39 protein-coding genes are annotated in these 26,696 nt (G+C 67.3%); 4 read left to right on the forward strand and 35 right to left on the reverse strand.

The window, feature by feature from the left end; translation table 11 throughout:
• Positions 1-162: 162 nt before the first annotated feature.
• Positions 163-579 (reverse strand): ATP-binding protein, encoded by a 417-nt coding sequence (locus ABT186_RS34655; RefSeq protein WP_351222668.1) that lies wholly within the window; start codon positions 577-579, stop codon positions 163-165.
• Positions 580-787: 208 nt separating this feature from the next.
• Between ABT186_RS34655 and ABT186_RS34660 the strand changes: the two genes are divergently transcribed.
• Positions 788-1,630 (forward strand): helix-turn-helix domain-containing protein, encoded by an 843-nt coding sequence (locus tag ABT186_RS34660; RefSeq protein WP_351928450.1) that lies wholly within the window; start codon positions 788-790, stop codon positions 1,628-1,630.
• Between the two features lie 6 nt (positions 1,631-1,636).
• A complete protein-coding gene (locus tag ABT186_RS34665; RefSeq protein ID WP_351928452.1) occupies positions 1,637-1,861 on the forward strand; it encodes a DUF397 domain-containing protein in 225 nt (74 codons plus the stop codon).
• On the opposite strand, the gene glmS is transcribed toward ABT186_RS34665, so the two are convergent.
• On the reverse strand, positions 1,822-3,669 hold the full coding sequence (glmS, locus tag ABT186_RS34670; RefSeq protein ID WP_351928453.1) for a glutamine--fructose-6-phosphate transaminase (isomerizing): 1,848 nt from the start codon (positions 3,667-3,669) through the stop codon (positions 1,822-1,824). The genes ABT186_RS34665 and glmS overlap by 40 nt on opposite strands.
• A gap of 407 nt (positions 3,670-4,076) precedes the next feature.
• Between glmS and coaA the strand changes: the two genes are divergently transcribed.
• Positions 4,077-5,045: a type I pantothenate kinase gene (coaA, locus tag ABT186_RS34675; protein ID WP_502973418.1), complete on the forward strand. Its 969-nt coding sequence runs from the start codon at positions 4,077-4,079 to the stop codon at positions 5,043-5,045.
• Positions 5,046-5,139: 94 nt separating this feature from the next.
• Here the strand turns inward: coaA and glmM are convergent, their stop codons facing one another.
• The 3 genes from glmM to rplM all read right to left on the reverse strand — a co-directional run bounded on the left by glmM (position 5,140) and on the right by rplM (position 7,752).
• Positions 5,140-6,498 (reverse strand): phosphoglucosamine mutase, encoded by a 1,359-nt coding sequence (gene glmM / locus ABT186_RS34680; RefSeq protein WP_351222658.1) that lies wholly within the window; start codon positions 6,496-6,498, stop codon positions 5,140-5,142.
• Positions 6,499-6,753: 255 nt separating this feature from the next.
• Complete coding sequence (rpsI, locus tag ABT186_RS34685) at positions 6,754-7,266, reverse strand: 30S ribosomal protein S9 (RefSeq protein WP_351222656.1); 513 nt, start codon at positions 7,264-7,266, stop codon at positions 6,754-6,756.
• Between the two features lie 42 nt (positions 7,267-7,308).
• A complete protein-coding gene (rplM, locus tag ABT186_RS34690; protein ID WP_351222654.1) occupies positions 7,309-7,752 on the reverse strand; it encodes a 50S ribosomal protein L13 in 444 nt (147 codons plus the stop codon).
• Between the two features lie 315 nt (positions 7,753-8,067).
• Here rplM and ABT186_RS34695 point away from each other — a divergent pair, with 315 nt between their 5' ends.
• Positions 8,068-8,943, forward strand: coding sequence for a hypothetical protein (locus tag ABT186_RS34695; RefSeq protein WP_351222652.1), 876 nt, complete (start codon positions 8,068-8,070; stop codon positions 8,941-8,943).
• Between the two features lie 20 nt (positions 8,944-8,963).
• Here ABT186_RS34695 and truA read toward each other — a convergent pair whose 3' ends face one another.
• From truA to rplC, 30 genes are all read right to left on the reverse strand, one after another.
• Positions 8,964-9,818 carry a tRNA pseudouridine(38-40) synthase TruA gene (truA, locus tag ABT186_RS34700; protein WP_351928455.1) on the reverse strand — a complete coding sequence of 285 codons (855 nt, stop codon included), beginning with the start codon at positions 9,816-9,818 and terminating at the stop codon, positions 8,964-8,966.
• Positions 9,819-9,907: 89 nt separating this feature from the next.
• Positions 9,908-10,429 (reverse strand): 50S ribosomal protein L17, encoded by a 522-nt coding sequence (gene rplQ, locus ABT186_RS34705; protein WP_351928457.1) that lies wholly within the window; start codon positions 10,427-10,429, stop codon positions 9,908-9,910.
• Between the two features lie 203 nt (positions 10,430-10,632).
• Positions 10,633-11,655, reverse strand: coding sequence for a DNA-directed RNA polymerase subunit alpha (locus ABT186_RS34710; protein WP_062640332.1), 1,023 nt, complete (start codon positions 11,653-11,655; stop codon positions 10,633-10,635).
• 145 nt (positions 11,656-11,800) lie between these two features.
• Positions 11,801-12,205 carry a 30S ribosomal protein S11 gene (gene rpsK, locus ABT186_RS34715; RefSeq protein WP_003956432.1) on the reverse strand — a complete coding sequence of 135 codons (405 nt, stop codon included), beginning with the start codon at positions 12,203-12,205 and terminating at the stop codon, positions 11,801-11,803.
• A gap of 64 nt (positions 12,206-12,269) precedes the next feature.
• On the reverse strand, positions 12,270-12,650 hold the full coding sequence (gene rpsM, locus ABT186_RS34720) for a 30S ribosomal protein S13 (protein ID WP_009300593.1): 381 nt from the start codon (positions 12,648-12,650) through the stop codon (positions 12,270-12,272).
• Between the two features lie 192 nt (positions 12,651-12,842).
• Positions 12,843-12,956, reverse strand: coding sequence for a 50S ribosomal protein L36 (gene rpmJ / locus ABT186_RS34725; protein WP_003998809.1), 114 nt, complete (start codon positions 12,954-12,956; stop codon positions 12,843-12,845).
• A gap of 193 nt (positions 12,957-13,149) precedes the next feature.
• Positions 13,150-13,371 carry a translation initiation factor IF-1 gene (gene infA, locus ABT186_RS34730; RefSeq protein WP_003948620.1) on the reverse strand — a complete coding sequence of 74 codons (222 nt, stop codon included), beginning with the start codon at positions 13,369-13,371 and terminating at the stop codon, positions 13,150-13,152.
• Positions 13,372-13,753: 382 nt separating this feature from the next.
• The gene (gene map, locus ABT186_RS34735) at positions 13,754-14,590 is read right to left on the reverse strand and encodes a type I methionyl aminopeptidase (RefSeq protein ID WP_351928459.1); all 837 of its coding nucleotides are present in this window, start codon (positions 14,588-14,590) and stop codon (positions 13,754-13,756) included.
• A 141-nt stretch (positions 14,591-14,731) separates the two neighbouring features.
• The gene (locus ABT186_RS34740) at positions 14,732-15,394 is read right to left on the reverse strand and encodes an adenylate kinase (RefSeq protein WP_351222643.1); all 663 of its coding nucleotides are present in this window, start codon (positions 15,392-15,394) and stop codon (positions 14,732-14,734) included.
• Complete coding sequence (secY, locus tag ABT186_RS34745) at positions 15,394-16,707, reverse strand: preprotein translocase subunit SecY (protein WP_351222641.1); 1,314 nt, start codon at positions 16,705-16,707, stop codon at positions 15,394-15,396. The genes ABT186_RS34740 and secY overlap by 1 nt, the downstream gene beginning before the upstream one ends.
• A 233-nt stretch (positions 16,708-16,940) precedes the next feature.
• Complete coding sequence (gene rplO / locus ABT186_RS34750) at positions 16,941-17,396, reverse strand: 50S ribosomal protein L15 (RefSeq protein ID WP_059127184.1); 456 nt, start codon at positions 17,394-17,396, stop codon at positions 16,941-16,943.
• A gap of 2 nt (positions 17,397-17,398) precedes the next feature.
• Positions 17,399-17,581 carry a 50S ribosomal protein L30 gene (gene rpmD / locus ABT186_RS34755; protein WP_009190145.1) on the reverse strand — a complete coding sequence of 61 codons (183 nt, stop codon included), beginning with the start codon at positions 17,579-17,581 and terminating at the stop codon, positions 17,399-17,401.
• A 2-nt stretch (positions 17,582-17,583) separates the two neighbouring features.
• Entirely contained in the window at positions 17,584-18,189 is a 606-nt protein-coding gene (rpsE, locus tag ABT186_RS34760; RefSeq protein WP_009190144.1) for a 30S ribosomal protein S5, read from the reverse strand.
• Between the two features lie 37 nt (positions 18,190-18,226).
• Complete coding sequence (gene rplR / locus ABT186_RS34765; protein ID WP_019980869.1) at positions 18,227-18,610, reverse strand: 50S ribosomal protein L18; 384 nt, start codon at positions 18,608-18,610, stop codon at positions 18,227-18,229.
• A 3-nt stretch (positions 18,611-18,613) separates the two neighbouring features.
• Complete coding sequence (gene rplF / locus ABT186_RS34770; protein ID WP_351222637.1) at positions 18,614-19,153, reverse strand: 50S ribosomal protein L6; 540 nt, start codon at positions 19,151-19,153, stop codon at positions 18,614-18,616.
• 24 nt (positions 19,154-19,177) lie between these two features.
• Entirely contained in the window at positions 19,178-19,576 is a 399-nt protein-coding gene (gene rpsH, locus ABT186_RS34775; protein WP_100827756.1) for a 30S ribosomal protein S8, read from the reverse strand.
• A 213-nt stretch (positions 19,577-19,789) separates the two neighbouring features.
• Positions 19,790-19,975 carry a type Z 30S ribosomal protein S14 gene (locus ABT186_RS34780; RefSeq protein ID WP_003948630.1) on the reverse strand — a complete coding sequence of 62 codons (186 nt, stop codon included), beginning with the start codon at positions 19,973-19,975 and terminating at the stop codon, positions 19,790-19,792.
• Between the two features lie 5 nt (positions 19,976-19,980).
• Positions 19,981-20,538, reverse strand: a complete 558-nt coding sequence (gene rplE, locus ABT186_RS34785; RefSeq protein ID WP_097252926.1) for a 50S ribosomal protein L5 — start codon at positions 20,536-20,538, stop codon at positions 19,981-19,983.
• Positions 20,538-20,861: a 50S ribosomal protein L24 gene (rplX, locus tag ABT186_RS34790; RefSeq protein ID WP_351222634.1), complete on the reverse strand. Its 324-nt coding sequence runs from the start codon at positions 20,859-20,861 to the stop codon at positions 20,538-20,540. Before rplX ends, rplE begins: the two co-directional genes overlap by 1 nt.
• Positions 20,862-20,863: 2 nt before the next feature.
• Positions 20,864-21,232, reverse strand: coding sequence for a 50S ribosomal protein L14 (gene rplN, locus ABT186_RS34795; RefSeq protein ID WP_003998823.1), 369 nt, complete (start codon positions 21,230-21,232; stop codon positions 20,864-20,866).
• A gap of 405 nt (positions 21,233-21,637) precedes the next feature.
• Positions 21,638-21,922 carry a 30S ribosomal protein S17 gene (gene rpsQ, locus ABT186_RS34800; RefSeq protein WP_004984524.1) on the reverse strand — a complete coding sequence of 95 codons (285 nt, stop codon included), beginning with the start codon at positions 21,920-21,922 and terminating at the stop codon, positions 21,638-21,640.
• Positions 21,922-22,146, reverse strand: a complete 225-nt coding sequence (gene rpmC / locus ABT186_RS34805) for a 50S ribosomal protein L29 (RefSeq protein WP_018564811.1) — start codon at positions 22,144-22,146, stop codon at positions 21,922-21,924. The genes rpsQ and rpmC overlap by 1 nt, the downstream gene beginning before the upstream one ends.
• Positions 22,146-22,565 carry a 50S ribosomal protein L16 gene (gene rplP / locus ABT186_RS34810; protein ID WP_103837549.1) on the reverse strand — a complete coding sequence of 140 codons (420 nt, stop codon included), beginning with the start codon at positions 22,563-22,565 and terminating at the stop codon, positions 22,146-22,148. The genes rpmC and rplP overlap by 1 nt, the downstream gene beginning before the upstream one ends.
• 5 nt (positions 22,566-22,570) lie before the next feature.
• Positions 22,571-23,389, reverse strand: a complete 819-nt coding sequence (gene rpsC, locus ABT186_RS34815; RefSeq protein WP_055706471.1) for a 30S ribosomal protein S3 — start codon at positions 23,387-23,389, stop codon at positions 22,571-22,573.
• Positions 23,389-23,736 (reverse strand): 50S ribosomal protein L22, encoded by a 348-nt coding sequence (gene rplV / locus ABT186_RS34820; RefSeq protein WP_006130776.1) that lies wholly within the window; start codon positions 23,734-23,736, stop codon positions 23,389-23,391. Before rplV ends, rpsC begins: the two co-directional genes overlap by 1 nt.
• Positions 23,737-23,781: 45 nt before the next feature.
• Positions 23,782-24,063 carry a 30S ribosomal protein S19 gene (gene rpsS / locus ABT186_RS34825; RefSeq protein ID WP_030233885.1) on the reverse strand — a complete coding sequence of 94 codons (282 nt, stop codon included), beginning with the start codon at positions 24,061-24,063 and terminating at the stop codon, positions 23,782-23,784.
• A 12-nt stretch (positions 24,064-24,075) separates the two neighbouring features.
• The gene (gene rplB / locus ABT186_RS34830) at positions 24,076-24,912 is read right to left on the reverse strand and encodes a 50S ribosomal protein L2 (protein WP_351222630.1); all 837 of its coding nucleotides are present in this window, start codon (positions 24,910-24,912) and stop codon (positions 24,076-24,078) included.
• A 38-nt stretch (positions 24,913-24,950) separates the two neighbouring features.
• Positions 24,951-25,370, reverse strand: coding sequence for a 50S ribosomal protein L23 (gene rplW / locus ABT186_RS34835; protein ID WP_351222628.1), 420 nt, complete (start codon positions 25,368-25,370; stop codon positions 24,951-24,953).
• Positions 25,370-26,026 carry a 50S ribosomal protein L4 gene (gene rplD, locus ABT186_RS34840; RefSeq protein ID WP_351222626.1) on the reverse strand — a complete coding sequence of 219 codons (657 nt, stop codon included), beginning with the start codon at positions 26,024-26,026 and terminating at the stop codon, positions 25,370-25,372. Before rplD ends, rplW begins: the two co-directional genes overlap by 1 nt.
• A gap of 8 nt (positions 26,027-26,034) precedes the next feature.
• Positions 26,035-26,679, reverse strand: coding sequence for a 50S ribosomal protein L3 (rplC, locus tag ABT186_RS34845; RefSeq protein WP_351222624.1), 645 nt, complete (start codon positions 26,677-26,679; stop codon positions 26,035-26,037).
• Positions 26,680-26,696 lie beyond the last annotated feature (17 nt).

The raw sequence follows: 26,696 nt of genomic DNA on the forward strand, positions 1-26,696 counted from the left end.
ACGAGATCCTGAAATCTCTCGCCGACTACCTCACCAAAATCAGTCCGCCAAACAGGTAGCAACTTACCCGTGTGATTTGCGGCGCACGACACTAGGTGGATCAAGGGATGGGTTGTCCGGGTGATCGGGGAGCGTTCACTCTTGCGAGTGGCGGAAAAACGTTCACGCCGCGGCGGTCAGTTCGCACCACACGACCTTGCCCCGGTTGCCGTCTCTGCCCAGCGGCTGCCAACCCCACAGGTCGGCGCAGGCCCGGACCAGCGCCAGCCCTCGCCCCTCCTCCAGGTCGGCCACCTGCTCCAGCGGGACGGGCGGCTCCGGCGGCTCGGGGTCGGCGTCCCACGCCCCGATCCGCAGGACGCCGGCCGACCAGCGCACGCGCAGTGCGGCCGGGCCTTTGGTGTGGCGTACGGCGTTGGAGACCAGCTCGGCCGCGAGGAGTTCGGCGGTGTCGACCAGGCGGATCAGGCCGTGCATGGTGAGGATGAGGCGGAGGGTGCGGCGGCTGATGGTGACGGCGCGCAGGTCGTTGGGGATGTAGAGGCAGTACTCCCAGGGTTCGGACTCGTTTTCGGGCATGCGTCAGCTCCGTTCGGGTGGCGGGGGTTTACGGGTGCGGGCGGTGGCATTGCCGCAGCCGTCACGGCAGGACGGAGCGGTGCACTTCCGCAGCGTGTGCGTCGCGTGACTTACGGTAGGGCCCAAATTTGTGCCCATGCAAGCCGCTGCCGTAATCTGCCGCTCGAACGAGTCGCTGTTTCCCGACAAGTTGAGGCGAGGAGGAGCCATGGCCCGCAGGCAGCAGGCCACTGCACGCCAGGAGCGCCTAGGTGCTGAACTGCGAAAGCTCCGGGAGGCCGCAGGACTCAAGGCGCGCGAAGCAGCTGCACTGCTCGGGACGGACTCGGCACAAATGAGCCAGATTGAGTCCGGCTTCGCGGGCGTGAGTGAGGAGCGCGTACGCCGACTTGCCGCTCACTACTCCTGCACGGACCAGGACTTGGTCGAGGCGCTGGTGACGATGACGACCGACAGGACACATGGCTGGTGGGAGGAGTACCGGGGCCTCCTGCCCACGTCGTTCCTGGACCTCTCCGAGCTCGAGCACTATGCCACCTACCGGTGGGACGTCGACTTCCTGCACGTTCCAGGCCTGCTCCAGACGGTGGACTACGCACGAGCTCTCTTCTCGCGCCGAGTCCCTGAACTCCCTGGAAATGAGCTTGAGTTGCGCGTCGAGCATCGAATGCGACGGCGCGCCGTGATCGAGAAGGTCCCGTACGAAGCGTTGGTCCATGAGGCAGCGCTGCGTATCAGGGTCGGCGGTCGTGCCGGCTCACGGGCTCAGCTTGCGCAGATCCTGGAGCTCTCCGAAGCAGACCATGTCACTGTGCGGGTCATCCCGTTCGACTTGGAGGACTTCGCAGACCTCGGAAGCGCCATGGTGTACGCAGGCGGCGCTGTCCCAAAGCTGGACACCGTGGTGCGCGACGCCCCTCATGGCACGGTCTTCATTGACTCTGAAGCGCAACTCACCGTCTTTCGAACGCTCTTCCGTAGAGTGGAGGCGGTGTCACTCGAACCCGAAAAGTCGCGTGACCTCATCCACAGGCTGACGAAGGAGCTGTGAGGCGCCATGGCCACCCCCGACAACTGGCGGAAGTCGTCTTACTCCGGCGGCGGCGACGGCAACGCCTGCGTAGAGATCGCAAACCGCCGCACCCACATAGCCATCCGCGACTCCAAGGCCCCGGCCAGGGCCACCCTCTCCTTCCCGGCCGGAGCCTTCACCACCTTCATCGAAGCCCTGAAAAGCGAGACTCACTCCACCGTCACGGACTTCGCCAGGTTCCGCGGCTGATCCACCTCGTTGCCCCGGGCCGTCGCCAGCTCGCAGGCGAAGACCTGGAGCGGAACGGTGGCGACGAGCGGCTGGAGCAGCGTCGGTGTCGCCGGGATCCGGATGAGATGGTCGGCGTACGGGACCACCGCCTCGTCCCCCTCCTCCGCGATCACGATCGTGCGCGCACCCCTCGCCCGGATCTCCTGGATGTTCGACACGATCTTGTCGTGCAGGACGGACCTGCCCTTCGGCGAGGGCACCACCACGACGACCGGCACATCCTCCTCGATCAGCGCGATCGGCCCGTGCTTCAGCTCGCCCGCCGCGAACCCCTCGGCGTGCATGTAGGCCAGCTCCTTGAGCTTGAGGGCGCCTTCGAGGGCCACCGGGTAGCCCACGTGCCGCCCGAGGAACAGCACGGTGTTCTTGTCGGCGAGCGAACGCGCCAGCTCCCGTACCGGCTCCATGGTCTCCAGGACCCGCTCGACCTCGCGGGAGATCTGCGACAGGTCGCGGATGACGACGTGGATCTCGTCGCCCCACTTGGTGCCGCGCACCTGACCCAGGTACAGGGCCACCAGATAGCAGGCGACGAGCTGGGTCAGAAACGCCTTCGTGGACGCCACCGCGACTTCCGGTCCCGCATGCGTGTAAAGGACCGCATCCGACTCCCTCGGAATCGTCGAACCGTTCGTGTTGCAGATCGCCAGCACCTTGGATCCCTGTTCACGGGCGTGCCGCAGCGCCATCAGCGTGTCCATGGTCTCGCCGGACTGGGAGATGGCGATGACCAGGGTGCGCGGGTCCAGGATCGGGTCCCGGTAGCGGAACTCGCTGGCCAGCTCCACCTCGCAGGGGATCCGGGTCCAGTGCTCGATGGCGTACTTGGCGATCAGCCCCGCGTGGAAGGCCGTCCCGCACGCCACGATCACGATCTTGTCGACCTCGCGCAGCTCGGCGGCAGAGATCCGCAGCTCGTCGAGGCGCAGCGATCCGGACGCGTCGATCCGGCCCAGGAGGGTATCGGCGACCGCCTTGGGCTGTTCGGCGATCTCCTTGAGCATGAAGTAGTCGTAACCGCCCTTCTCGGCGGCCGAGGCGTCCCAGTCGACGTGGTACGAGCGGACGTCGGCGGGCCGGCCGTCGAAGCCGGTGACCGTCACCCCGTCGCGGCGCAGCTCGACGACCTGGTCCTGGCCCAGCTCGATCGCGGATCGCGTGTGGGCGATGAATGCGGCGACGTCCGAGGCGAGGAAGGCCTCGCCCTCGCCGACGCCGACCACCAGCGGCGAGTTGCGCCGCGCGCCCACGACCACGTCCGGCTCGTCGGCATGCACCGCGACCAGGGTGAACGCGCCCTCCAGCCGCCGGCACACCAGCCGCATCGCCTCCGCGAGGTCCGCGGTCGCGGAGAACTCCTCGGCGAGCAGATGCGCGACGACCTCGGTGTCCGTCTCGGAGGCGAGGGTGTGGCCCCGCTCCTCCAGCTCGGTCCGCAGCAGCGCGAAGTTCTCGATGATCCCGTTGTGGACGACGGCGACGCGCCCCGCGTTGTCGAGGTGCGGGTGCGCATTCGCGTCGGTCGGAGCGCCGTGGGTGGCCCAGCGGGTATGCCCGATACCCGTGGTGCCCGTCGGCAGCGGCCGGTCGGCCAGCTCCTTCTCCAGGTTGACCAGCTTCCCGGCCCTCTTGGCGGCGGCCAGGCCCCCGTCCGCGAGCACGGCGACGCCCGCCGAGTCGTAGCCCCGGTACTCCAGCCGCTTCAGTCCGGCCACGACCACGTCGAGCGCCGACTGCGATCCCACGTATCCCACGATTCCGCACATGTGCCGCAGCCTACGTTCGGGCGGGCGCCCCGACCTCCCGCAGCGTGCCCGAAATCGGAAATTCCCGCCGGGGTACGAACGCCCGGCGCCCCGTGGCAGCGCAGAGTGAAGGCCTACTCCGTGGAGATCAGCGAAGAACGCTGCGAAGCGCTCAACGCTCTCGGGGAACGCTTCGGTTACCCGGAGTTCCTTGTCGACGACAGCCTCAACGTCAGAAACAACTGAGCTTTCGCTCGGGCCCCGTCGAAGCCGAGCAGTACGTGCACTTGACCGTGCGTGCTCTCGCTCCGGCGGGGCCTGCTTGGTGCAGGGCCGGACGGTGAGCCGCCCCGGCACGTGACGCACCCCACCCCGCAGTCCCGTTCAAACTCCGTTAACAATGGACTGTGATCTCTCCGGTCTCCTCGATGCCCCGGAGCGCCCACCGGTCCCGGCCGGAGGCGACTCCCTACGTCGACCTCACCCGTGCCGAGTGGAGCGCGCTGCGCGACAAGACGCCGCTGCCGCTGACCGCCGAGGAGGTCGAGAAGCTGCGTGGTCTGGGCGATGTGATCGACCTGGACGAGGTGCGGGACATCTATCTGCCGCTGTCCCGGCTCCTCAACCTTTACGTCGGCGCCACGGACGGCCTCAGAAGCGCGCTGAACACCTTCCTCGGCGAGCAGGGCTCCCAGTCCGGTACCCCGTTCGTCATAGGCGTCGCGGGCTCCGTGGCCGTCGGCAAGTCGACCGTCGCCCGTCTCCTCCAGGCGCTGCTCTCCCGCTGGCCCGAACACCCGCGCGTCGAGCTGGTGACCACGGACGGCTTCCTGCTGCCCACCAAGGAGCTGCAGGCCCGCGGACTGATGTCGCGCAAGGGTTTCCCGGAGTCGTACGACCGCCGCGCGCTCACCCGTTTCGTCGCCGACATCAAGGCGGGGAAGGACGAGGTGACGGCCCCCGTCTACTCCCACCTCATCTACGACATCGTCCCGGGCCGGAAGCTCACCGTCCGCCGCCCCGACATCCTGATCGTCGAGGGCCTGAACGTGCTCCAGCCCGCCCTCCCCGGCAAGGACGGCCGCACCCGCGTCGGCCTCGCGGACTACTTCGACTTCAGCGTGTATGTCGACGCCGGCACCGAGGACATCGAGCGCTGGTACCTCAATCGCTTCAAGAAGCTGCGCCAGACCGCCTTCCAGGACCCGTCCTCGTACTTCCGCAAGTACACCCAGGTCTCCGAGGAGGAGGCCCTCGACTACGCGCGCGCCCAGTGGCGGACGATCAACAAGCCCAACCTGGTGGAGAACATCGCCCCCACCCGCGGACGCGCCACCCTCGTCGTCCGCAAGGGCCCGGACCACAAGGTGCAGCGGCTGCGCCTGCGCAAACTGTGACACTCACGCTCCTGGCCCGGAAGTGGCTCCGGGCCAGGCTGCGCGAACGTCCTTTCAGAGCAGGGCAGTTCCAGGCCCCGTCGTCGGACAGGACCTAGCCGAGCGCGGACTTCACCGCGTCCGCCAGCCGTCCGGCCACCGACTGCGCCTGGTCGATGTCCGCGGCCTCGACCATGACCCGTACGAGCGGCTCGGTGCCCGACGGGCGCAGCAGCACCCGCCCGGTCGACCCCAGCTCCCGCTCCGCCTCGGTGACCGCGGCGGCCAGGTCCGCCGATGTGGCGACCCGGGACCTGTCGACGTCCGGTACGTTCACGAGGACCTGCGGCAGCCGCTCCATGACGGAGGCGAGGTCCTTGAGCGTACGGCCGGTCTGAGCGACCCGGGCGGCGAGCATCAGACCGGTCAGCGTGCCGTCGCCGGTGGTGGCGTGGTCGAGGATGATGACGTGGCCGGACTGCTCGCCGCCGAGGGCGTAGCCCTTCTCCTTCATCTCCTCCAGCACATACCGGTCGCCGACCGCGGTCTGCACGAGCTGGATGCCCTCGCGCTCCATGGCCAGTTTGAAGCCCAGGTTGGACATGACCGTCGCGACGACGGTGCCGGAGCGCAGTGCGGAACGCTCCCGCATGGCCAGTGCGAGCACGGCCAGGATCTGGTCGCCGTCCACCTCCTCGCCGGTGTGGTCCACGGCGAGGCAGCGGTCGGCGTCTCCGTCGTGCGCGATGCCGAGGTCGGCGCCGTGCTCGACGACGGCGGCCTTCAGCTTGTCCAGGTGGGTGGAGCCGCAGCCGTCGTTGATGTTGAGCCCGTCCGGCTCCGCGCCGATCGTGACGATCTCGGCGCCCGCGCGCGCGAACGCCTCGGGCGAGACCCGGGCGGCGGCGCCGTGCGCCTCGTCGAGGACGACCTTCAGCCCGTCGAGGCGGTTCGGCAGGACCGCGAGCAGGTGGGCGACGTACTGGTCGAAGCCCTCGTCGTACGACGTCACACGGCCGACCCCGGCACCGGTGGGCCGGTCCCAGGGAGCGCCCGTGCGGTGCTCCTCGTACACGGCCTCGATCTTGTCCTCGAGCTCGTCGGCGAGCTTGTGGCCGCCGCGGGCGAAGAACTTGACGCCGTTGTCGGGCATGGCGTTGTGGCTGGCGGAGAGCATCACGCCCAGGTCGGCGCCGAGCGCGCCGGTCAGGTACGCGACGGCCGGGGTGGGCAGCACACCGACGCTCAGCACGTCCACGCCCGCGCTGGCGAGACCCGCGACCACCGCGGCCTCCAGGAACTCTCCGGACGCCCGCGGATCACGCCCGACCACCGCCTTCGGCTTGTGGCCCTCGAACGTGCCCGCCTCGGCGAGTACGTGCGCCGCCGCGACGGACAGACCGAGCGCCATCTCGGCCGTCAAATCCGCGTTGGCGACACCGCGCACGCCGTCCGTGCCGAAGAGTCGTCCCACTGTGGTGTCCTCCGAACCTTGCTGCGAATGTGCGGCTCATGCCGAGTGTCCAGACAGGGACGGAATACGTACATCCCTCGGACCTGTCTTGAGGCTTATCCCACGGAGCCGTCCCGAGATCGTCGGGATTGCTCCATAAGCCTGTGATAAACAACCTCCCCCGTAAATGAACCGCCCCGGCGGCACAGAGCGTGCTGCCGGGGCGATACGTGCGCGGGCAGGCGGTACGACGCCTGCTGCGACCAGCGGCCGCGATTAGCGCTTGCTGTACTGCGGAGCCTTGCGGGCCTTCTTCAGACCGGCCTTCTTGCGCTCGACCGCACGGTCGTCGCGCTTGAGGAAGCCGGCCTTCTTCAGCGGGCCGCGGTTGTTGTCGACGTCCGCCTCGTTCAGCGCACGGGCGACACCCAGACGGAGCGCACCGGCCTGACCGGAGACACCGCCACCCGCGATACGGGCGATGACGTCGTAACGGCCCTCGAGCTCGAGCACCTTGAAGGGCTCGTTGACTTCCTGCTGGTGCACCTTGTTCGGGAAGTAGTCCTCGAGGGTGCGACCGTTGATCTTCCACTTGCCGGAGCCCGGAACGATCCGGACGCGGGCAATGGCGTTCTTGCGGCGGCCCAGGCCGGCGGCGGGCTGGGGCTCACCGAAGCGGGACGCGAGGGACTCGGAGGTGTACTCACCCTCCAGCGGGACCTCGGTCTCGGTGGTGTAGCTGTCGATGTCAAGCTCTTCGAGCGGCTGCTCGGCAGTGGTCTCGGCCACGATTCTCCTCAGATTCTCTTCAGCTTTAGGGGGTGGCCGGACTTACTGCGCGACCTGGGTGATCTCGAACGGCACCGGCTGCTGGGCAGCGTGCGGGTGCTGGTCGCCCGAGTAGACCTTCAGCTTCGAGAGCATCTGACGACCGAGAGTGTTCTTGGGGAGCATGCCCTTGACGGCCTTCTCGACGGCCTTCTCCGGGTTGTTCGCCAGCAGGTCGTCGTAGCGGACGGAGCGCAGACCACCCGGGTAGCCGGAGTGGCGGTACGCCATCTTCTGGGTCCGCTTGTTGCCGGACAGGTGCACCTTGTCCGCGTTGATGATGATGACGAAGTCGCCGGCGTCCACGTGGGGCGCGTAGATCGGCTTGTGCTTGCCGCGCAGAAGGGTGGCGGCAGTGGTGGCGAGACGGCCCAGGACGACGTCCTGAGCGTCAATGACGTACCACTGGCGCGTCACATCGCCGGGCTTGGGGCTGTACGTACGCACGGTTCGTAGCCTTCGCTTCTTCAGTGAGGTTCCTGACAAGGCCACCGAAGACGATCACGACAGCCCTGACCGCACCGCGGTGACGCAAACCGCGTGCTGGTCGCTGGTCATCGGCCCGGGGACCGGTGTAAGGGCCCCTCACGTGAGAATGAGCAAGCCAATACACATAACGAACAGCCAGGATAACGGGGGCGCCCGGACGGGTCAAAACGAGGTCGTTGCCATCGACGCGTGGTGTCGGCGTGGCCTGTGTTGTTGCTGTGGTGGTTACCGAGTGGGAACAACGCGGCCCCTGCCCCGTCTAAGATGCGCCGCATGAGTTATGGGCAGGGGGACCCTCAGTGGGATCCCTGGAAACCGAGTTCCCAGCAACCGCAGTGGGGCAGCCAGAGCGGCACCCCGGACTGGGCCGCGCTGGCCGAGGCCTCCGAGGCGCGCAACAAGCGCCGTCGGCTTCTGCTGATCGTCGGCGGTGCCCTGGCCACGGTCGCTGTCGGCGCCGCGGTCGCCGTGGCGGTCGTGCGCGCGAACGGCGGCAACGAGGCCTCCAACAAGCCGGCCAGCGCCCTGCCCAGCACCGCGAACATCCCCAGTGAGAGCGCCGACACCGGGCCGTCGTTCGCTCCGACCTCGGCCCCTCCGCCGCTGAACCCGATGGACTTCATCTCCAGCGCGAAGAAGGACAAGGCCCCGATCAGCGCGGACACGCTGTTCCCCGGCACCCAGCTGACGATGGGGTCGAACGTCTACAAGAAGGGCCCCACGGCCTCCACGACGAACTGCGCGTCGGCCGTGCAGGGCACACTGCCCGGGGTGCTCACCAAGAACGGCTGCACCCGTGTCATCCGCGCCACCTACACCAAGGACGGCGTCGCGGTCACGGTCGGCGTGGCCCTCTTCGACACCGCGGCGCAGGCGACGAAGGTGAAGCAGGATGCGGACAGCAAGAGCATCCTCACGTCGCTGACCGGCAAGGGTGTGCCCACCTTCTGCCGTACGACGGTCTGCCGCTCCACCACCAACTCCTACGGCCGCTACGCGTACTTCACGCTCGCCGGCTTCACCAACGGCAAGGACGTGACGACCAAGGACGCGAAGGTCTTCACGGCCGGCGACGACCTGGCCGAGTTCACGTTCCGCCAGATCCGCCGCCGCGGCGAGGCGCAGGCGGCCGCGGCCTCGGGCCAGTAACGGCACGGACGGCCGGGGGCTCAGCAGCAGCCCGCCCCCGGCAGCGTCCGCTTGTTCCGCGCCTCCTTGTTCCGCGCGGCGAGCAGCTCGTCGGCCGGGTAGCCGACCTCCTCGAGGGTGAGCCCGTGCGGACGCAGGACGTGCACGGCCGAGTCCCGTACGCCGGCGGCCAGCACCTTGCCGGGCCAGTCGGGCGCCCGGTGCCCGTCCCCCACGAACAGCAGCGCGCCGATCAGCGACCGCACCATGTTGTGACAGAACGCGTCCGCACGGACCGTGGCGGTGATGATCCCGTCCTCCCCGCGCACCAGGCTGAGCTCCTGGAGCGTACGGATCGTGGTCGCACCTTCCCGCTTCTTGCAGTAGGCGGCGAAGTCGTGCTCGCCGAGGAGCCCCCTGGCCGCCTCGTTCATGGCGTCGACGTCGAGCGGCCAGTCGTGCCACAGCACGTGGTTGCGCAGCAGCGGATCGACACCGCCCGGGTTGTCGGTGACCCGGTACGCGTACCGCCGCCAGACCGCCGAGAAACGGGCGTTGAAGCCGCTGGGCGCCTCCCTGAGGGCCCAGACGCGCACGTCCTTCGGCAGGCGCCCGGCAAGCCGCTTGAGCAGCTTCCCGTGGTGCTCGCCCCAGACCTCCCGAGGCAGATCGACATGGGCGACCTGCCCCCGCGCATGCACCCCCGCATCGGTCCGCCCGGCCACGGTCAGCTCGTACATGTCCTTCGACCGTGTCACCGTGCGGAGGGCGTCCTCGATCTCCCCCTGCACGGTCCGCTTACCACCGGCCTGCTTGGCCCAGCCGTGGAAGTCGGTGCCGTCGTAGGAAAGGTCGAGGCGTACCCGTACGTACCCGGGCTCTACTTCGTCACTCACCCCTAGATCCTCTCAAGACCTGGATCCTCGCAGAAACGCGAAAGCGGGCCCGCCCCGAAGGACGGACCCGCTCAACGCGAGGGCAAGCCTCAGGCGTCCTTCGACTCCTCAGCAGCCTCGGTGGCCTCGGCCGGCTTGGCGTCCTCGACGACCTCGGCCGGCTTGGCGTCCTCGACGACCTCGGTGGCCTCGGCCTCCTTGACGGCACGCTTGGTGGCCGCCTCGGCCTCGCCGACCGCCTTCTGCTGCACCGTCAGCGCCTCGACCAGCTCGATGACAGCCATGGGCGCGTTGTCGCCACGGCGGTTACCGATCTTGGTGATGCGGGTGTAGCCACCCGGACGGTTCTCGTAGCGCGGGCCGATCTCGGTGAAGAGCGTGTGGACGATGCTCTTGTCCGTGATGACCTGAAGCACCTGACGGCGGTTGTGAAGGTCGCCCTTCTTCGCCTTGGTGACCAGGCGCTCGGCGTACGGACGCAGCTTGCGCGCCTTCGCCTCGGTGGTGGTGATACGGCCGTGCTCGAAGAGCGCCTTCGCGAGGTTCGCGAGGATGATCTTCTCGTGCGCGGCGCTGCCGCCCATACGGGCACCCTTGGTGGGCTTCGGCATCGTGTTTCTCCTAGGTGTCTGCCCCGGCCGTGTCAGGTACCGGGGTCAGTATCCGAGCAGACGGTTGTCTGTCGAAGATCCGGGGCGTCCCCGAAGGGGCGCCCCGGAAGGGGCGGGGACTGCGGACACTATGCGGCTCCGCCGCGTGGGCGCGACCAGCCACAACCGGCCCGCAGACGCAGTACGGCCTCCCCGCGGAGCGCTCAGTACTGCTCGGTCTCGACGAACCCGGCGTCCGCGTCGTCGTCCGCGCCAAAGGCGTCGGCCGCAGCGGTCGGGTCGAATCCGGGCGGGCTGTCCTTCAGGGCCAGGCCCATGCCGGCCAGCTTCGCCTTGACCTCGTCGATCGACTTCGCACCGAAGTTGCGAATGTCCAGGAGGTCGGCCTCGGAGCGAGCCACGAGCTCACCCACGGAGTGGATGCCCTCGCGCTTGAGGCAGTTGTAGGAGCGGACCGTGAGCTCCAGCTCCTCGATCGGCAGCGCCAGGTCGGCGGCGAGGGCGGCGTCCGTCGGGGACGGACCCATGTCGATGCCCTCGGCGTCGATGTTGAGCTCACGCGCCAGACCGAACAGCTCCACCAGGGTCTTGCCGGCGGATGCCATGGCGTCACGGGGACGCATGGCCTGCTTGGTCTCGACGTCGACGATCAGCTTGTCGAAGTCGGTGCGCTGCTCGACACGGGTCGCCTCGACCTTGTAGGTGACCTTGAGAACCGGCGAGTAGATCGAGTCGACCGGGACACGGCCGATCTCCTGGCCCACCTGCTTGTTCTGCACGGCGGAGACATAGCCGCGACCGCGCTCGACGGTCAGCTCCATCTCCAGCTTGCCCTTGCCGTTGAGCGTGGCGAGGACCAGGTCGGGGTTGTGCACCTCGACACCGGCCGGAGGCGCGATGTCGGCGGCGGTCACGAGACCCGGGCCCTGCTTGCGCAGGTACATCACGACCGGCTCGTCGTGCTCCGAGGAGACGACCAGCTGCTTGATGTTGAGGATCAGGTCGGTGACGTCCTCCTTGACGCCCGGCACGGTGGTGAACTCGTGCAGAACGCCGTCGATGCGGATGGACGTGACCGCCGCACCCGGGATCGAGGAGAGGAGCGTACGACGCAGGGAGTTGCCGAGGGTGTAGCCGAAGCCCGGCTCCAGCGGCTCGATCACGAACCGGGAGCGGAACTCGTCGACGACCTCTTCGGTCAACGAGGGACGCTGAGCGATCAGCATGTGTGGATCAGATCCTTCATTCGTGGACGCCCGCTATTTGACGTCCGACGGAAACCGCACCCGTGAAAAGTGCGGGTACTGCAAGGGTACGGGCGATACGACCCGGAAGGGGTCGTACCGCCCGAAGACCACTGGCCGTGAGGCGTCAGACGCGACGACGCTTCGGCGGACGGCAGCCGTTGTGCGGGGTCGGGGTGACATCCTGGATGGAGCCGACCTCGAGACCGGTCGCCTGGAGCGAACGGATGGCGGTCTCACGACCGGAACCCGGGCCCTTGACGAACACGTCGACCTTGCGCATGCCGTGCTCCTGGGCACGACGCGCGGCGGACTCGGCGGCCATCTGGGCGGCGAACGGCGTGGACTTCCGGGAGCCCTTGAAGCCGACGTGGCCGGCGGAGGCCCAGGAGATCACGTTGCCGGACGGGTCAGTGATCGAAACGATCGTGTTGTTGAACGTGCTCTTGATGTGCGCGTGGCCGTGAGCGACGTTCTTCTTTTCCTTGCGGCGCACCTTCTTGGCAGCGCCCTGACGTCCCTTGGGGGGCATCCTTTAACTCCTACGGAGGTGGTCGGTCCTACAGCGAAGACCGTGGACAGGTGTCCGCTGCGGACTACTTCTTGCCCGGCTTCTTCTTGCCGGCGATGGCGCGACGCGGGCCCTTGCGGGTGCGGGCGTTGGTGCTGGTGCGCTGACCGCGGACGGGCAGACCGCGGCGGTGCCGCAGACCCTGGTAGCAACCGATCTCGACCTTGCGGCGGATGTCGGCCTGGATCTCGCGACGGAGGTCACCCTCGGTCTTGATGTTGTTGTCGACGTACTCGCGGATCGCGACGAGCTGCTCCTCGGAGAGGTCGCGAACGCGGGTGTTCGGGTCGACGCCGGTCGCAGCCAGCGTCTCCTTCGAGAGGGTCCGGCCGATGCCGAACACGTAGGTGAGGGCGACCTCCACGCGCTTTTCGCGCGGGATGTCAACACCGGAAACGCGTGCCATTCAATGGCTCCTGGTGATCTTCGGAGGTCTTCCGCAGAACCGGATCCCAGCCGCCGTACGAGGTACGAACTGGGTCCCCGGCCTCCGAACCGGGGGTGTCAGACCTGATGCTCGAGGTCTGGGCCCTGCGTATGAATATATTCAGCTCGCGTCGCGCGAATTTCTGCGAATCGCAGAGGGAGCGGTCGTGCGTCAGCCCTGGCGCTGCTTGTGGCGCGGGTTCTCGCAGATGACCATGACCCGACCGTGACGGCGGATCACCCTGCACTTGTCGCAGATCTTCTTGACGCTCGGCTTGACCTTCATGGGATGTGAGGTTCTCCGGGTCAGTGCCCCCGCTGGAGGCGGGGGCGAGGCAAGATCTACTTCTAGCGTTGGAGTTCTCTTCCCGACGGGTCAGGAAGACTCTCCCCTGGATCGCTCCGGGGAGTTTGACAGGTCAGGCCTGTCCAGCGACGACCCTCCCGGCCGCCGGGGCGCGTGCGGGACCCGCCCAAGCTCACTTGTACCGGTAGACGATCCGGCCACGGGTCAGGTCGTACGGAGACAGCTCCACCACGACCCGGTCGTCAGGGAGGATGCGGATGTAGTGCATACGCATCTTGCCGCTGATGTGTGCCAGGACCTGGTGGCCGTTCTGGAGCTCGACCTTGAACATGGCGTTCGGCAGAGACTCGACGACAGTGCCCTCGATCTCGATGGCACCTTGCTTCTTGGCCACGCTTCGCCCTTCGAATCGACTACCTTGATCGACCCCGTACAAGCGCATGCGGGCATGCGGGTGCAAGGGAGCCGACGAGTCAGTCTACGTCAGCGCACCCGGAAACACGAACTCGGCCCTGATCTTCTCTTCGCCACTCATGACGATGCCCCGCCCATCGACGCGGTATGCGCGATGGACGGGGCGGACGACCAACAGGTCAGCTGTGGACTTCCGCGCAGGCGGTGCCGCCGTCAGCCGTGCCGTCGATCAGCGCGTAGATCTTGAACTTGCCGAGGCGTGGCACCCGTGCGCAGACGCGAACGCGGGCGTGGTACCGGCCATCATGGCGAGAGCGAACGCGCCGGCCGCAACGCCAAGCGATCGCTGCGTTCAGATCGGTTCAGCTCAGAGGGTCGGGAGCCGCCGTGATCCCGTACTCGGCCAGCTTGGCCTTGCCACCGTCGGGAGCCGTCAGCACGAGCGGCCCCTCCTCCGTCAACGCCACCGAGTGCTCCCAGTGGGAGGACCAGGTGCCATCCGTCGTGATCACGGTCCAGTCGTCCCCGAGGACCTCGGTCTTCGGGGTGCCGAGAGAGACCATCGGCTCGATGGCGAGGCAGAAGCCGGGAACCAGCTTGGGGCCCTTGCCGCGGCGGCGGTCGACGTAGTTCAGCAGATGCGGGTCCATGTGCATCTCGGTGCCGATCCCGTGGCCGCCGTAGTCCTCGATGATCCCGTACCGGCCGCCGCCCGGCTTCGGCTGCCGGCGGATGTACGTCTCGACGGCCCGCGAGACGTCGACAAGCCGGTTGCCCTGCTTCATCGCCGCGATCCCGGCCCACATGGACTCCTCGGTCACCCGGGACAGCTCGATCAGCTCCGGGGCGTGACCGGACCCCACGAAGGCCGTGTACGCCGCGTCTCCGTGCCAGCCGTCCACGATCGCACCGGCATCGATGGAGATGATGTCGCCGTCCTTGAGGACCACCTCGTCGGACGGGATGCCATGGACGACCACCTCGTTCACCGAGGTGCAGATGGTCGCCGGGAAGCCGCCGTACCCCAGGAAGTTCGGTTTCGCCCCGTGCTCCGCGAGCACCTTGCGCGCGACCTCGTCCAGGTCCTTCGTCGTGGCACCCGGCACAGCCGCCTCGCGCGTGGCCGCGTGCACGGCGGCGACGACCAGCCCCGCCTCACGCATCTTGGCGATCTGCTCGGGGGTCTTGATCTGCACCATGGCGGCTGCGGCCTTTCTGGACCGGGAGAGTACGGATGTCTTCAACGATACGGGCGCGCCGGCCCGTCGAGCCCCGCTCACAGCTCGGCCGCGGCCCCCGCCAGGGAACCGCGGCCGTAGAGCGGCGGGAAGGAAGGGCGACTACTTGTCGCCGACCTTCGGCTTGAGCGCCTCCATCGCGCGCGCGGTGACCTCTTCCACCTTGCCGAGCGCCGAGATGGTGACCACCAGGCCCTGCGCCTTGTAGTAGTCGATGATCGGCTCGGTCTGCGTGTGGTAGACCTCCAGCCGCTTGCGGACGGTCTCCTCGGAGTCGTCGTCGCGCTGGTACAGCTCGCCACCGCAGACGTCGCAGACGCCGTCCACCTTCGGCGCCTTGTACGAGACGTGGAAGACGTGCGCCGACTCGTTGCGGCAGATCCGTCGGCCCGCGATCCGCTTGACGACCTCGTCCTCGGGGACCTCCAGGTCGAGCACCGCGTCCAGCTTCATGCCCTCGGCCTTGAGCATCTCGTCCAGCGCCTCGGCCTGCGAGACGTTGCGCGGGAAGCCGTCGAGCAGGAAGCCGTTCTCCGCGTCGTGCTGCTCCATGCGGTCCTTGGCCATCGCGATCGTGACCTCGTCCGGCACCAGGTTGCCCGCGTCCATGTAGGACTTCGCCAGCTTGCCGAGCTCCGTCTGCCGGCTGATGTTGGCGCGGAACAGGTCGCCCGTGGAGATGTGCGGGATCGACAGGTTCTTGGCCAGGAACGCAGCCTGCGTCCCCTTGCCGGCACCGGGCGGCCCGACGAGCACGATTCGCATCAGCGGAGGAACCCTTCGTAATTGCGCTGCTGGAGCTGGCTCTCGATCTGCTTCACCGTCTCAAGGCCGACACCCACGATGATCAGGATGCTCGTACCACCGAACGGGAAGTTCTGATTTGCCCCGAAACCAACCAACGCCATTGTCGGCACGAGAGCGATCAGACCCAGATACAGCGACCCTGGCCAGGTGATCCGGTTGAGTACGTAGCTCAGGTACTCAGCGGTGGGCCGGCCGGCCCGGATGCCCGGGATGAAGCCACCATACTTCTTCATGTTGTCGGCGACTTCCTCGGGGTTGAACGAGATCGCCACGTAGAAGAACGCGAAGAACACGATCAGAAGGAAGTAGGTGGTGATGTAAATCGGGTGGTCACCCTTGGTCAGGTTGTTCTGGACCCACGTCTTCCAGCTGGAATTGCCCCCCGCGAACTGCGCGATCAGGCTGGGGATGTAGAGCAGCGACGAGGCGAAGATCACGGGGATCACACCCGCCTGGTTGACCTTCAGCGGGATGTACGTCGACGTGCCGCCGTACGACCGGCGGCCGATCATGCGCTTGGCGTACTGGACCGGGATCCGCCGCTGTGCCTGCTCGACGAAGACCACCAGGCCGACCATGCAGAGCCCAACGGCGATCACCGTGCCGAACTCGATCCAGCCGCCCGCCAGCTTGCCCTGGAGCTTGATCGTCCACAGCGCGCTCGGGAAGGTGGCGGCGATCGAGATGAACATCAGGATCGACATACCGTTGCCGATGCCACGGTCCGTGATGAGCTCGCCGAGCCACATGACGACACAGGTGCCGGCCGTCATCGTGATGACCATGGTGATGGTGGTGAAGATCGACTGGTCCGGCACGATCTGCGACGCCACGGGGCAGCCCTGGAACAGGGCGCCGCTGCGGGCGGTGGCCACCAGGCCGGTGCCCTGCAGGATGGCGAGCGCCACCGTCAGATAGCGCGTGTACTGTGTGATCTTCGTTGTACCGGCCTGGCCCTCCTTCTTGAGGGCTTCCAGGCGCGGGATCACCACGGTGAGCAACTGGAGAATGATGCTCGCTGTGATGTACGGCATGATGCCGAGCGCAAAGAGGGTGATCTGGAGCAGCGCGCCGCCACTGAACATGTTGATCAGGCTGAACAGGCCGCGGTTCGCGCTGGCCACATCCATACAGGTCTGCACGTTCTTGTAATCGACGCCAGGGATCGGGATGTGTGTACCGACCCGGTAGACCACGATGATGCCGAGCGTGAAGAGCAGCTTCTTGCGCAGGTCGGGCGTCCTGAACGCCCGGGCGAACGCGGTGAGCACGGTGCCTCCTGCGACCCCCGCGCAACTGCGTCAAGGGTGACGGTCTTGAGGTTCGACGAATACATAACGGTCATCTGCCGCTCAGAGTGCCCCAAGTGAAGCACCCTGTGAAAGTAGGCAGTGCAGGCCACCTTACCGGCGAGACTGCCCCCTTGGAACGACCGACCGGGGATACCCCAATTGTGGGGTATCCCCGGTCGGGATCGTTCAAGTCATCGAGACGCCTGAAAATGTCAGACGAGCTCGGTGACGGTGCCGCCGGCGGCGGTGATCTTCTCCTTGGCGGAGCCGGAGACGGCGTCGACCGTCACCTGCAGCGCCACGGAGATCTCGCCCTGGCCGAGGACCTTGACGAGCGCGTTCTTGCGAACGGCACCCTTGGCCACCAGACCCTCGACGGTGACCTCGCCACCCTCGGGGTAGAGCGCGGCCAGCTTGTCGAGGTTCACGACCTGGTACTCGGTCTTGAACGGGTTCTTGAAGCCCTTCAGCTTCGGGAGGCGCATGTGCAGCGGCATCTGGCCACCCTCGAAGCGCTCCGGAACCTGGTAGCGGGCCTTGGTGCCCTTGGTACCACGACCGGCCGTCTTACCCTTCGACGCCTCACCACGACCGACACGGGTCTTGGCGGTCTTGGCGCCCGGGGCGGGACGGAGGTTGTGGATCTTGAGCGGGTTCTGCTCCGCCATGATCAGTCGACCTCCTCGACCGTCACGAGGTGGCGGACGGTGTGCACCATGCCGCGGAACTCGGGACGGTCCTCCTTGACGACCACGTCACCCAGGCGCTTGAGGCCCAGGGAACGCAGGGTGTCGCGGTGGTTCTGCTTGCTGCCGATGTACGACTTCGTCTGCGTGATCTTGAGCTGCGCCATGATTACGCACCCGCCCCGGCACGCGCACGCAGCAGGGCCGCGGGGGCGACGTCCTCGAGGGGCAGACCACGGCGGGCCGCGATCTCCTCGGGACGCTGCAGGCCCTTCAGGGCCTCCACGGTCGCGTGCACGATGTTGATCGCGTTGTCGGAGCCGAGCGACTTCGACAGCACGTCGTGGATACCGGCGCACTCGAGCACGGCACGCACCGGACCACCGGCGATAACACCGGTACCGGGGGACGCGGGCTTGAGCAGCACGACGCCGGCAGCCTTCTCACCCTGGATCGGGTGCGGGATGGTGCCCTGGATCCGGGGGACCTTGAAGAAGTGCTTCTTGGCCTCCTCAACGCCCTTGGCGATGGCGGCCGGCACCTCCTTGGCCTTGCCGTAACCGACACCCACGGTGCCGTCACCGTCGCCCACCACGACCAGCGCGGTGAAGCTGAAGCGACGACCACCCTTCACAACCTTGGCGACGCGGTTGATCGCGACGACGCGCTCAACGTACGCGGTCTTCTCGGCGGCAGCAGCGCCGCCGTCACGGCCCTTCCGGTCCCGCCGCTCGCCGCCACCGGCACCGCCACCGCGGCGCTGGGGTCCAGCCATTGGATTTACCTCTCTCTTTTCCGCTAGCTACGGCGGCTCAGAACTTGAGCCCGGCCTCGCGGGCGGCGTCCGCCAGGGCGGCGATGCGCCCGGCGTACTGGTTGCCACCACGGTCGAACACGACGGCCTCGACACCGGCGGCCTTGGCACGCTCGGCGACCAGGGCGCCGACCTGCTTGGCCTGCGCGGACTTGTCGCCCTCGCCACCACGGATCGAGGTGTCCAGGGTGGACGCCGACGCCAGGGTGTGGCCCTTGAGGTCGTCGATCACCTGCGCCACGATGTGGCGGTTGGAGCGGGTCACGACCAGACGGGGACGCTCCGCCGTACCGGAGATCCGCTTGCGGATCCGGATGTGACGGCGCTTGATCGCGGCGCGCTTGTAGGCGTCGCCCTTCAGGATCTTCTGCCCGTATGCCATGGCTTACTTACCCGCCTTTCCGACCTTGCGGCGGATGACTTCGCCCTCGTACTTGACGCCCTTGGCCTTGTACGGGTCGGGCTTGCGCAGCTTGCGGATGTTGGCCGCAACCTCGCCGACCTTCTGCTTGTCGATGCCCTCGACCTGGAAGCGGGTCGGGGTCTCCACCTTGAAGGTGATGCCCTCGGGCGCCTCGACGGTGATCGGGTGGCTGTAGCCGAGCGCGAACTCGAGGTTCGAGCCCTTGGCGGTCACGCGGTAACCGACACCACTGATCTCGAGCTTCTTCACGTAACCCTGGGTCACGCCGGTGATCATGTTCGCCACCAGCGTGCGGGACAGGCCGTGCAGGGCCTTGTTCTGACGCTCGTCGTTGGGGCGGGTCACCTGGAGGGTGCCGTCCTCGTTCTTGACGATCTCGATCGGCGCGACGACGGTGTGGGTCAGCTCGCCCTTGGGGCCCTTGACCGAAACCGTGCTGCCGTCGATGGTGACGTCCACGCCGGCGGGAACCGCGATGGGGAGCTTGCCGATGCGCGACATAGCTGTTTCCTCCGTTCCCTTCCGTTACCAGACGTAGGCGAGAACTTCTCCGCCTACGCCCTTCTTGCCGGCCTGCTTGTCGGTGAGGAGCCCGTGGGACGTGGAGATGATCGCCACGCCGAGGCCGCCGAGCACCTTCGGCAGGTTGGTGGACTTCGCGTAAACCCGCAGACCGGGCTTGGAGATCCGCTTGATGCCCGCGATGGAGCGCTCACGGTTCGGGCCGAACTTCAGCTCGAGGGTGAGGTTCTTGCCGACCTCGGCGTCCTCGACGCGCCAGCCCGTGATGAAGCCCTCCTGCTGGAGGATCTCCGCGATGTGGGACTTGATCTTCGACGCCGGCATCGTCACGGTGTCGTGGTACGCCGAGTTCGCGTTCCGCAGACGCGTGAGCATGTCTGCGATCGGATCAGTCATGGTCATGAATTGGCCTTCGGCCTCTCTCGCCGGGGTTTCCTGGTGCGCCATCCCTCTCCCCGATCCGAGACGGGACGGGTGCGGCGCGGTGGACCTACGGCGTAGTAAGTCGTACGGGCGGCGACAGACGCCCAACCCCCCAAGCCTAAGGCATGTGAGGTGGGCGTCTGACCGCCCCATCTGCTTACCGAGAGCCTTGGGAATCCCGAATTACCGGAATTACCAGGAGCTCTTGGTCACGCCCGGCAGCTCGCCACGGTGAGCCATCTCACGAAGGCACACGCGGCACAGGCCGAACTTGCGGTACACGGAGTGCGGACGGCCGCAGCGCTGGCAGCGGGTGTAGCCACGCACACCGAACTTGGGCTTACGAGCAGCCTTAGCGATCAGAGCCTTCTTCGCCATCTCGCTCACGCCTCCTTGAACGGGAAGCCGAGGTGACGAAGGAGCGCGCGGCCCTCAGCGTCGTTGGTCGCCGTGGTGACCACGGTGATGTCCATACCCCGGACGCGGTCGATCTTGTCCTGGTCGATCTCGTGGAACATGACCTGCTCGGTGAGACCGAAGGTGTAGTTGCCACGGCCGTCGAACTGCTTGGGGGACAGGCCGCGGAAGTCGCGGATGCGCGGCAGCGCGAGCGACAGGGTGCGGTCCAGGAACTCCCACATGCGGTCGCCACGAAGCGTGACGTGGGCACCGATCGGCTGGCCCTCACGCAGCTTGAACTGCGCGATGGACTTGCGGGCCTTGGTGACCTGCGGCTTCTGGCCGGTGATCGTGGTGAGGTCGCGGATGGCGCCCTCGATCAGCTTGGAGTCGCGGGCGGCGTCGCCCACACCCATGTTGACCACGATCTTGACGAGGCCGGGGATCTGCATGACGTTCTCGTACTTGAACTCGTCACGCAGCTTGCCCGCGATCTCCTCGCGGTACTTCTGCTTCAGACGCGGAGTGGTGGTGGTAGCCATCAGATGTCCTCACCCGTCCGCTTGGCAACGCGGATCTTGTTGCCCTCTTCGTCGAAGCGGTAACCGACACGCGTGACGACCTTGTTGCCGTCCTTCTCAACGACCAGCTGGACGTTGGAGACGTGGATCGGCGCCTCGGTCGTGACGATGCCGCCGGCCTGCGAACCGCTGGCGGTCGGGCCGGCCTTGGTGTGCTTCTTGACCCGGTTGACACCCTCGACCAGGACGCGCTCCTCGCGCGGGTAAGCGGCAATGACCTTGCCCTGCTTGCCCTTGTCCTTGCCGGTGATGACCTGGACCAGGTCGCCCTTCTTGATCTTCATGCTTACAGCACCTCCGGCGCGAGCGAGATGATCTTCATGAACTTCTTCTCGCGCAGCTCACGGCCGACCGGGCCGAAGATGCGGGTGCCGCGAGGGTCGCCGTCGTTCTTCAGAATGACGGCGGCGTTCTCGTCGAAGCGGATGTACGAGCCGTCCGGACGGCGGCGCTCCTTGACGGTGCGAACGATGACCGCCTTGACGACGTCACCCTTCTTCACGTTGCCACCGGGGATCGCGTCCTTGACGGTGGCGACGATGACGTCACCGATGCCCGCGTAGCGGCGACCGGAGCCACCGAGCACACGGATGCAAAGGATCTCCTTCGCACCAGTGTTGTCGGCGACACGCAGTCGCGACTCCTGCTGGATCACGTCTATCTCCTGATCGTCTGCCGGTTCCCTCCGGGGTTGGCCCGGAAAGCCTGGCGGAACTGTCCTGCGAGTTGCTCCCGCAGGAATTACTTGCGCCTCTGGAAGCGGAAACCCGTACCGCCGGGGGCGTGCACCGCCCTGGGCCAAGGGCCCTGAGCGGCGCCCCCGGAGGCCGCGGAACATTCGTCCCGTCGGCCCGGGGCCTGGGGCGGCCGCAGGCCGTCCGGCCGGGCTCCGCGAGGACTCGCGGGCCGACCGGGGCGGCCTGGCGTTCGGCCTCCCCGGGGGCCTCGCCCCTCGGCCGAAGGCCGGAGGGCGGTGCCCCAGCGCGGGGGCGTCAGCCCCCCAGCGGGGTACCGAGGGCGGGAGCCCTCGGCGGGGTCAGCGGGGCAGAGCCCCGCTTGATTACTTCGCCTTCTCGAGGATCTCGACGACGCGCCAGCGCTTCGTCGCGGACAGCGGCCGGGTCTCCATCAGGAGGACGCGGTCGCCGACACCCGCGGCGTTCTGCTCGTCGTGCGCCTTGAGCTTGTTCGTACGGCGGATGACCTTGCCGTACAGCGCGTGCTTGACACGGTCCTCGACGGCGACGACGACGGTCTTGTCCATCTTGTCGCTGACGACGAGACCCTCACGGGTCTTGCGGAAGCCGCGCGCCTCAGTGTTCTCAGTCACGTTGTTCTCGCTCATCAGGCGTTCTCCACCGTTTCGATGCCCAGCTCACGCTCGCGCATCAGGGTGTAGATCCGCGCGATGTCCTTGCGGACCGCCTTCAGACGGCCGTGGTTCTCGAGCTGGCCCGTCGCCGCCTGGAAGCGGAGGTTGAACAGCTCTTCCTTGGCCTCGCGGAGCTTGCCCAGAAGCTCCTCGTTGCCCAGCTCGCGCAGCTCGGACGCCTTGGTACCGGCCGACATCACGCTTCACCTGCCTCGCGCTTGACGATCCGGCACTTCATCGGCAGCTTGTGGGCCGCACGGGTCAGCGCCTCACGGGCGATCTTCTCGTTGGGGTACGACAGCTCGAACATCACGCGTCCGGGCTTGACGTTGGCGATCCACCACTCCGGAGAACCCTTACCGGAACCCATGCGGGTCTCGGCGGGCTTCTTGGTGAGCGGACGGTCCGGGTAGATGTTGATCCAGACCTTGCCACCACGCTTGATGTGACGCGTCATGGCGATACGAGCGGCCTCGATCTGACGGTTCGTCACGTACGCCGGGGTGAGCGCCTGGATGCCGTACTCGCCGAACGCAACCGTCGTGCCACCCTTGGCAGCGCCATCGCGCTTCGGGTGGTGCTGCTTGCGGTGCTTGACCCTACGGGGGATCAGCATGTCGGTCAGGCCTCCGTTCCGGTGCTCTCAGCCGGAGCGGCGGGAGCCTCGGCCTTGGGGGCCTCGGCACCGGCAGCCTGCTGCGGCTTGCGACCGCGCCGCTCGCCACCGCGGCCACCACGGGCCGGGCGGTCGGCGCCACCGCGGGCCGGGCGGTTACCCGCACGGGCGGCAGCGTTCTCGGCGCGGACCTCGGCGATGTTCTTGACGTCGCCCTTGTAGATCCAGACCTTCACACCGATGCGGCCGAAGGTCGTCTTGGCCTCGAAGAAGCCGTAGTCCACGTTCGCGCGGAGCGTGTGCAGGGGCACGCGGCCCTCGCGGTAGAACTCCGAGCGGGACATCTCGGCGCCGCCGAGGCGGCCACCGCACTGGATCTTGATGCCCTTGGCGCCGGCCTTCATGGCGGACTGCATGCTCTTGCGCATGGCCCGACGGAAGGAGACGCGGGAGGAGAGCTGCTCGGCGACGGCCTGGGCCACGAGCTGAGCGTCGGTCTCGGGGTTCTTGACCTCGAGGATGTTCAGCTGGACCTGCTTGCCCGTGAGCTTCTCGAGGTCGCCGCGGATGCGGTCGGCCTCGGCGCCACGGCGGCCGATGACGATGCCCGGACGAGCGGTGTGGATGTCCACACGCACGCGGTCACGGGTGCGCTCGATCTCGACCTTGGAGATGCCGGCGCGCTCCATGCCGGACGTCATCATCCGACGGATGGCGACGTCTTCCTTGACGTAGTCCTTGTACAGCTTGTCGGCGTACCAACGCGACTTGAAGTCGGTCGTGACACCGAGCCGGAACCCATGCGGGTTTACCTTCTGGCCCATTACCGGGTTCCTTCCTTGCTGCTGACGACCACGGTGATGTGGCTGGTCCGCTTGCGGATCCGGTAGGCACGGCCCTGGGCGCGCGGACGGAACCGCTTCAGGGTCGGGCCCTCGTCGACGTAGGCCTCGGAAATGAAGAGGCTGTCGACATCGGTGTGGTCGTAGTTGTGCGCGGCGTTGGCAATGGCGCTGTCGAGCACCTTGCCGACCGGAACCGAGGCTGCCTGCGGAGCGAATCGCAGAACAGCCTGGGCCTCCGTGGCATCCATGCCACGGATGAGGTCCACCACACGGCGGGCCTTCATGGGCGTGACGCGGATGTACCGCGCCTGGGCCCTGGCTTCCATGGTTGTCCCTTCAGAGTTACTTACGTGTCTGAATGCGATCCGCTACTAGCGGCGCTTCGACTTCCGGTCTTCCTTGACGTGGCCCCGGAAGGTGCGGGTCGGCGAGAACTCGCCGAGCTTGTGGCCGACCATCGACTCGGTGACGAACACCGGGATGTGGGTCTTGCCGTTGTGCACCGCCAGCGTGTGGCCCAGCATGGCCGGGACGATCATCGAGCGGCGGGACCAGGTCTTGATGACGTTCTTGGTGCCGGCTTCGTTCTGGGCGTCCACCTTCTTCATCAGGTGGTCGTCGACGAAGGGCCCCTTCTTCAAGCTACGAGGCATCTCAACCCGTCCTTAGCGCTTCTTGTTCGTCTTGCGGCGGCGGACGATGTACTTGTTCGACGCCTTCTTGGGCGAACGAGTACGGCCTTCCTTCTTGCCCCACGGGGACACAGGGTGGCGACCACCGGAGGTCCGGCCCTCACCACCACCGTGCGGGTGGTCAACCGGGTTCATGACCACACCACGGACGGTCGGGCGAACGCCCAGCCACCGCTTGCGGCCCGCCTTGCCCCAGTTGATGTTGCTCTGCTCGGCGTTGCCGACCTCACCGACGGTGGCGCGGCAGCGCGCGTCCACCATGCGGATCTCGCCGGACGGCATACGGAGGGTCGCCATGGCGCCCTCACGCGCGAGCAGCTGCACGGAGGCACCTGCGGAGCGGGCCATCTTGGCGCCGCCGCCCGGACGGAGCTCGATCGCGTGCAGCGTCGTACCGACCGGGATGTTGCGCAGGGCAAGGTTGTTGCCCGGCTTGATGTCGGCCCCGGGACCGTTCTCGACGCGGTCGCCCTGCGACAGGCCACGCGGCGCGAGGATGTAGCGCTTCTCGCCGTCCGCGTAGTGCAGCAGCGCGATGCGCGCGGTGCGGTTGGGGTCGTACTCGATGTGCGCGACCTTCGCCGGCACGCCGTCCTTGTCGTGACGACGGAAGTCGATCACGCGGTAGGCGCGCTTGTGGCCACCACCCTGGTGGCGGACGGTCACACGACCTGAGTTGTTACGGCCACCCTTGCTGTGCAGGGGGCGGACCAGCGACTTCTCCGGCGTGGACCGCGTGACCTCGACGAAGTCGGCGACGCTGGCGCCACGACGGCCCGGCGTAGTCGGCTTGTACTTGCGGATTCCCATTTCTCAGTCCTCGTCCGATATCGGACGATCCGACCCGCTTACGCGGTCGGACCGCCGAAGATGTCGATACGGTCGCCCTCGGCGAGGGTCACGATCGCGCGCTTGGTGCCCGCGCGCTGGCCGAAACCGGTGCGGGTCCGCTTGCGCTTGCCCTGACGGTTGATCGTGTTGACCCCGGTGACCTTGACCGAGAAGACCGCCTGGACGGCCTGCTTGATCTGGGTCTTGTTGGCGTTCGGGTCGACGATGAACGTGTACTTGTTCTCGTCGAGGAGCGCGTAGCTCTTCTCCGACACGACCGGCTTCAGCAGGACGTCACGGGGGTCCGTGTACGCCTTGCTCGCCGGGGTGACGACGGTGTTCTTGCCCTCGGCGGCGTGGCGACGCGCCTTGGCGACGCGCGCGGCCTTGGCCGCCTTGGCGGCCTTCGAGGCAATGGCGGGGTGACGGATAGCCATCAGGCCTCGCTCCCTTCGGTGTCAGTGGCCTTCGGGCCGGACACGAAGGACTCGAAAGCGGCCTGGGTGAAGACCACGTCGTCGGAGACGATCACGTCGTACGTGTTCAGCTGGCCCGGCTCCAGGATGTGGACCTGGGGCAGGTTGCGGGCGGACAGCCACGCGGCCTCCTCGGCACGCTCTACGACCAGGAGCAGGTTCTTGCGCTCCGAGATCTTGCCGAACAGCGTCTTGGCGGCCTTGGTGGAGGGGGTCTCGCCCTCGATCACGCCGGTGACGACGTGGATGCGGTTGTGGCGGGCCCGGTCGGTGAGGGCGTGGCGCAGGGCCGCGGCCTTCATCTTCTTCGGGGTCCGCTGCGAGTAGTCACGCGGCACGGGACCGTGCACGACGCCACCACCGGCGAACTGCGGCGCGCGGGTCGAGCCCTGACGGGCGCGGCCGGTGCCCTTCTGGCGGTAAGGCTTCCGGCCACCACCACGGACTTCGGCGCGGGTCTTGGTCTTGTGCGTGCCCTGGCGGGCAGCCGCGTTCTGCGCGACGACGACCTGGTGGATCAGCGGGATGCTGACCTTCTCCACGCCGAAGATCTCCGCGGGGAGTTCGACGCTACCGGTCTTCTCGCCGGCAGGCGAAAGGATGTCAACAGTGCTCATCGGTTACCTCAGGCCCCCTTGGCCGCGGTGCGGACCAGGACGAGGCCGCCGTTCGGACCGGGAACCGCGCCCTTGATGAGCAGCAGACCCTTCTCCGCGTCAACGGCGTGGACGGTCAGGTTCTGGGTGGTGACACGCTCGTTGCCCATGCGACCCGCCATGCGGACGCCCTTGAACACACGGCCCGGGGTGGCGCAGCCACCGATGGAACCGGGCGAGCGGTGCTTGCGCTGAACGCCGTGACCGGCGCCGAGGCCCTTGAAGTTGTGACGCTTCATGACACCGGCGAAGCCCTTGCCCTTGCTCGTGCCGGTGACGTCGACCTTCACACCGGCCTCGAACACCTCAGCGGTGATCTCCTGGCCGAGCGTGTACTCGGAGGCATCCGCGGTGCGGAGCTCGACGAGGTGACGACGCGGGGTGACGTCGGCCTTGGCGAAGTGACCCTTGAGGGGCTTGTTCACCTTGCGCGGGTCGATCTCGCCGAAGGCGATCTGGACCGACTCGTAGCCGTCGACGTCGTTCGTGCGGACCTGGGTGACGACGTTGGGGCCGGCCTTGACGACGGTGACCGGAACAACACGGTTGTTCTCGTCCCACACCTGCGTCATGCCGAGCTTCTCGCCCAGGATGCCCTTGATCTGCTTAGCCATTCTCAGCTCACCGACCC

The sequence above is a fragment of the Streptomyces sp. NPDC001634 genome (genome assembly GCF_040298185.1).
Taxonomy (GTDB): domain Bacteria; phylum Actinomycetota; class Actinomycetes; order Streptomycetales; family Streptomycetaceae; genus Streptomyces.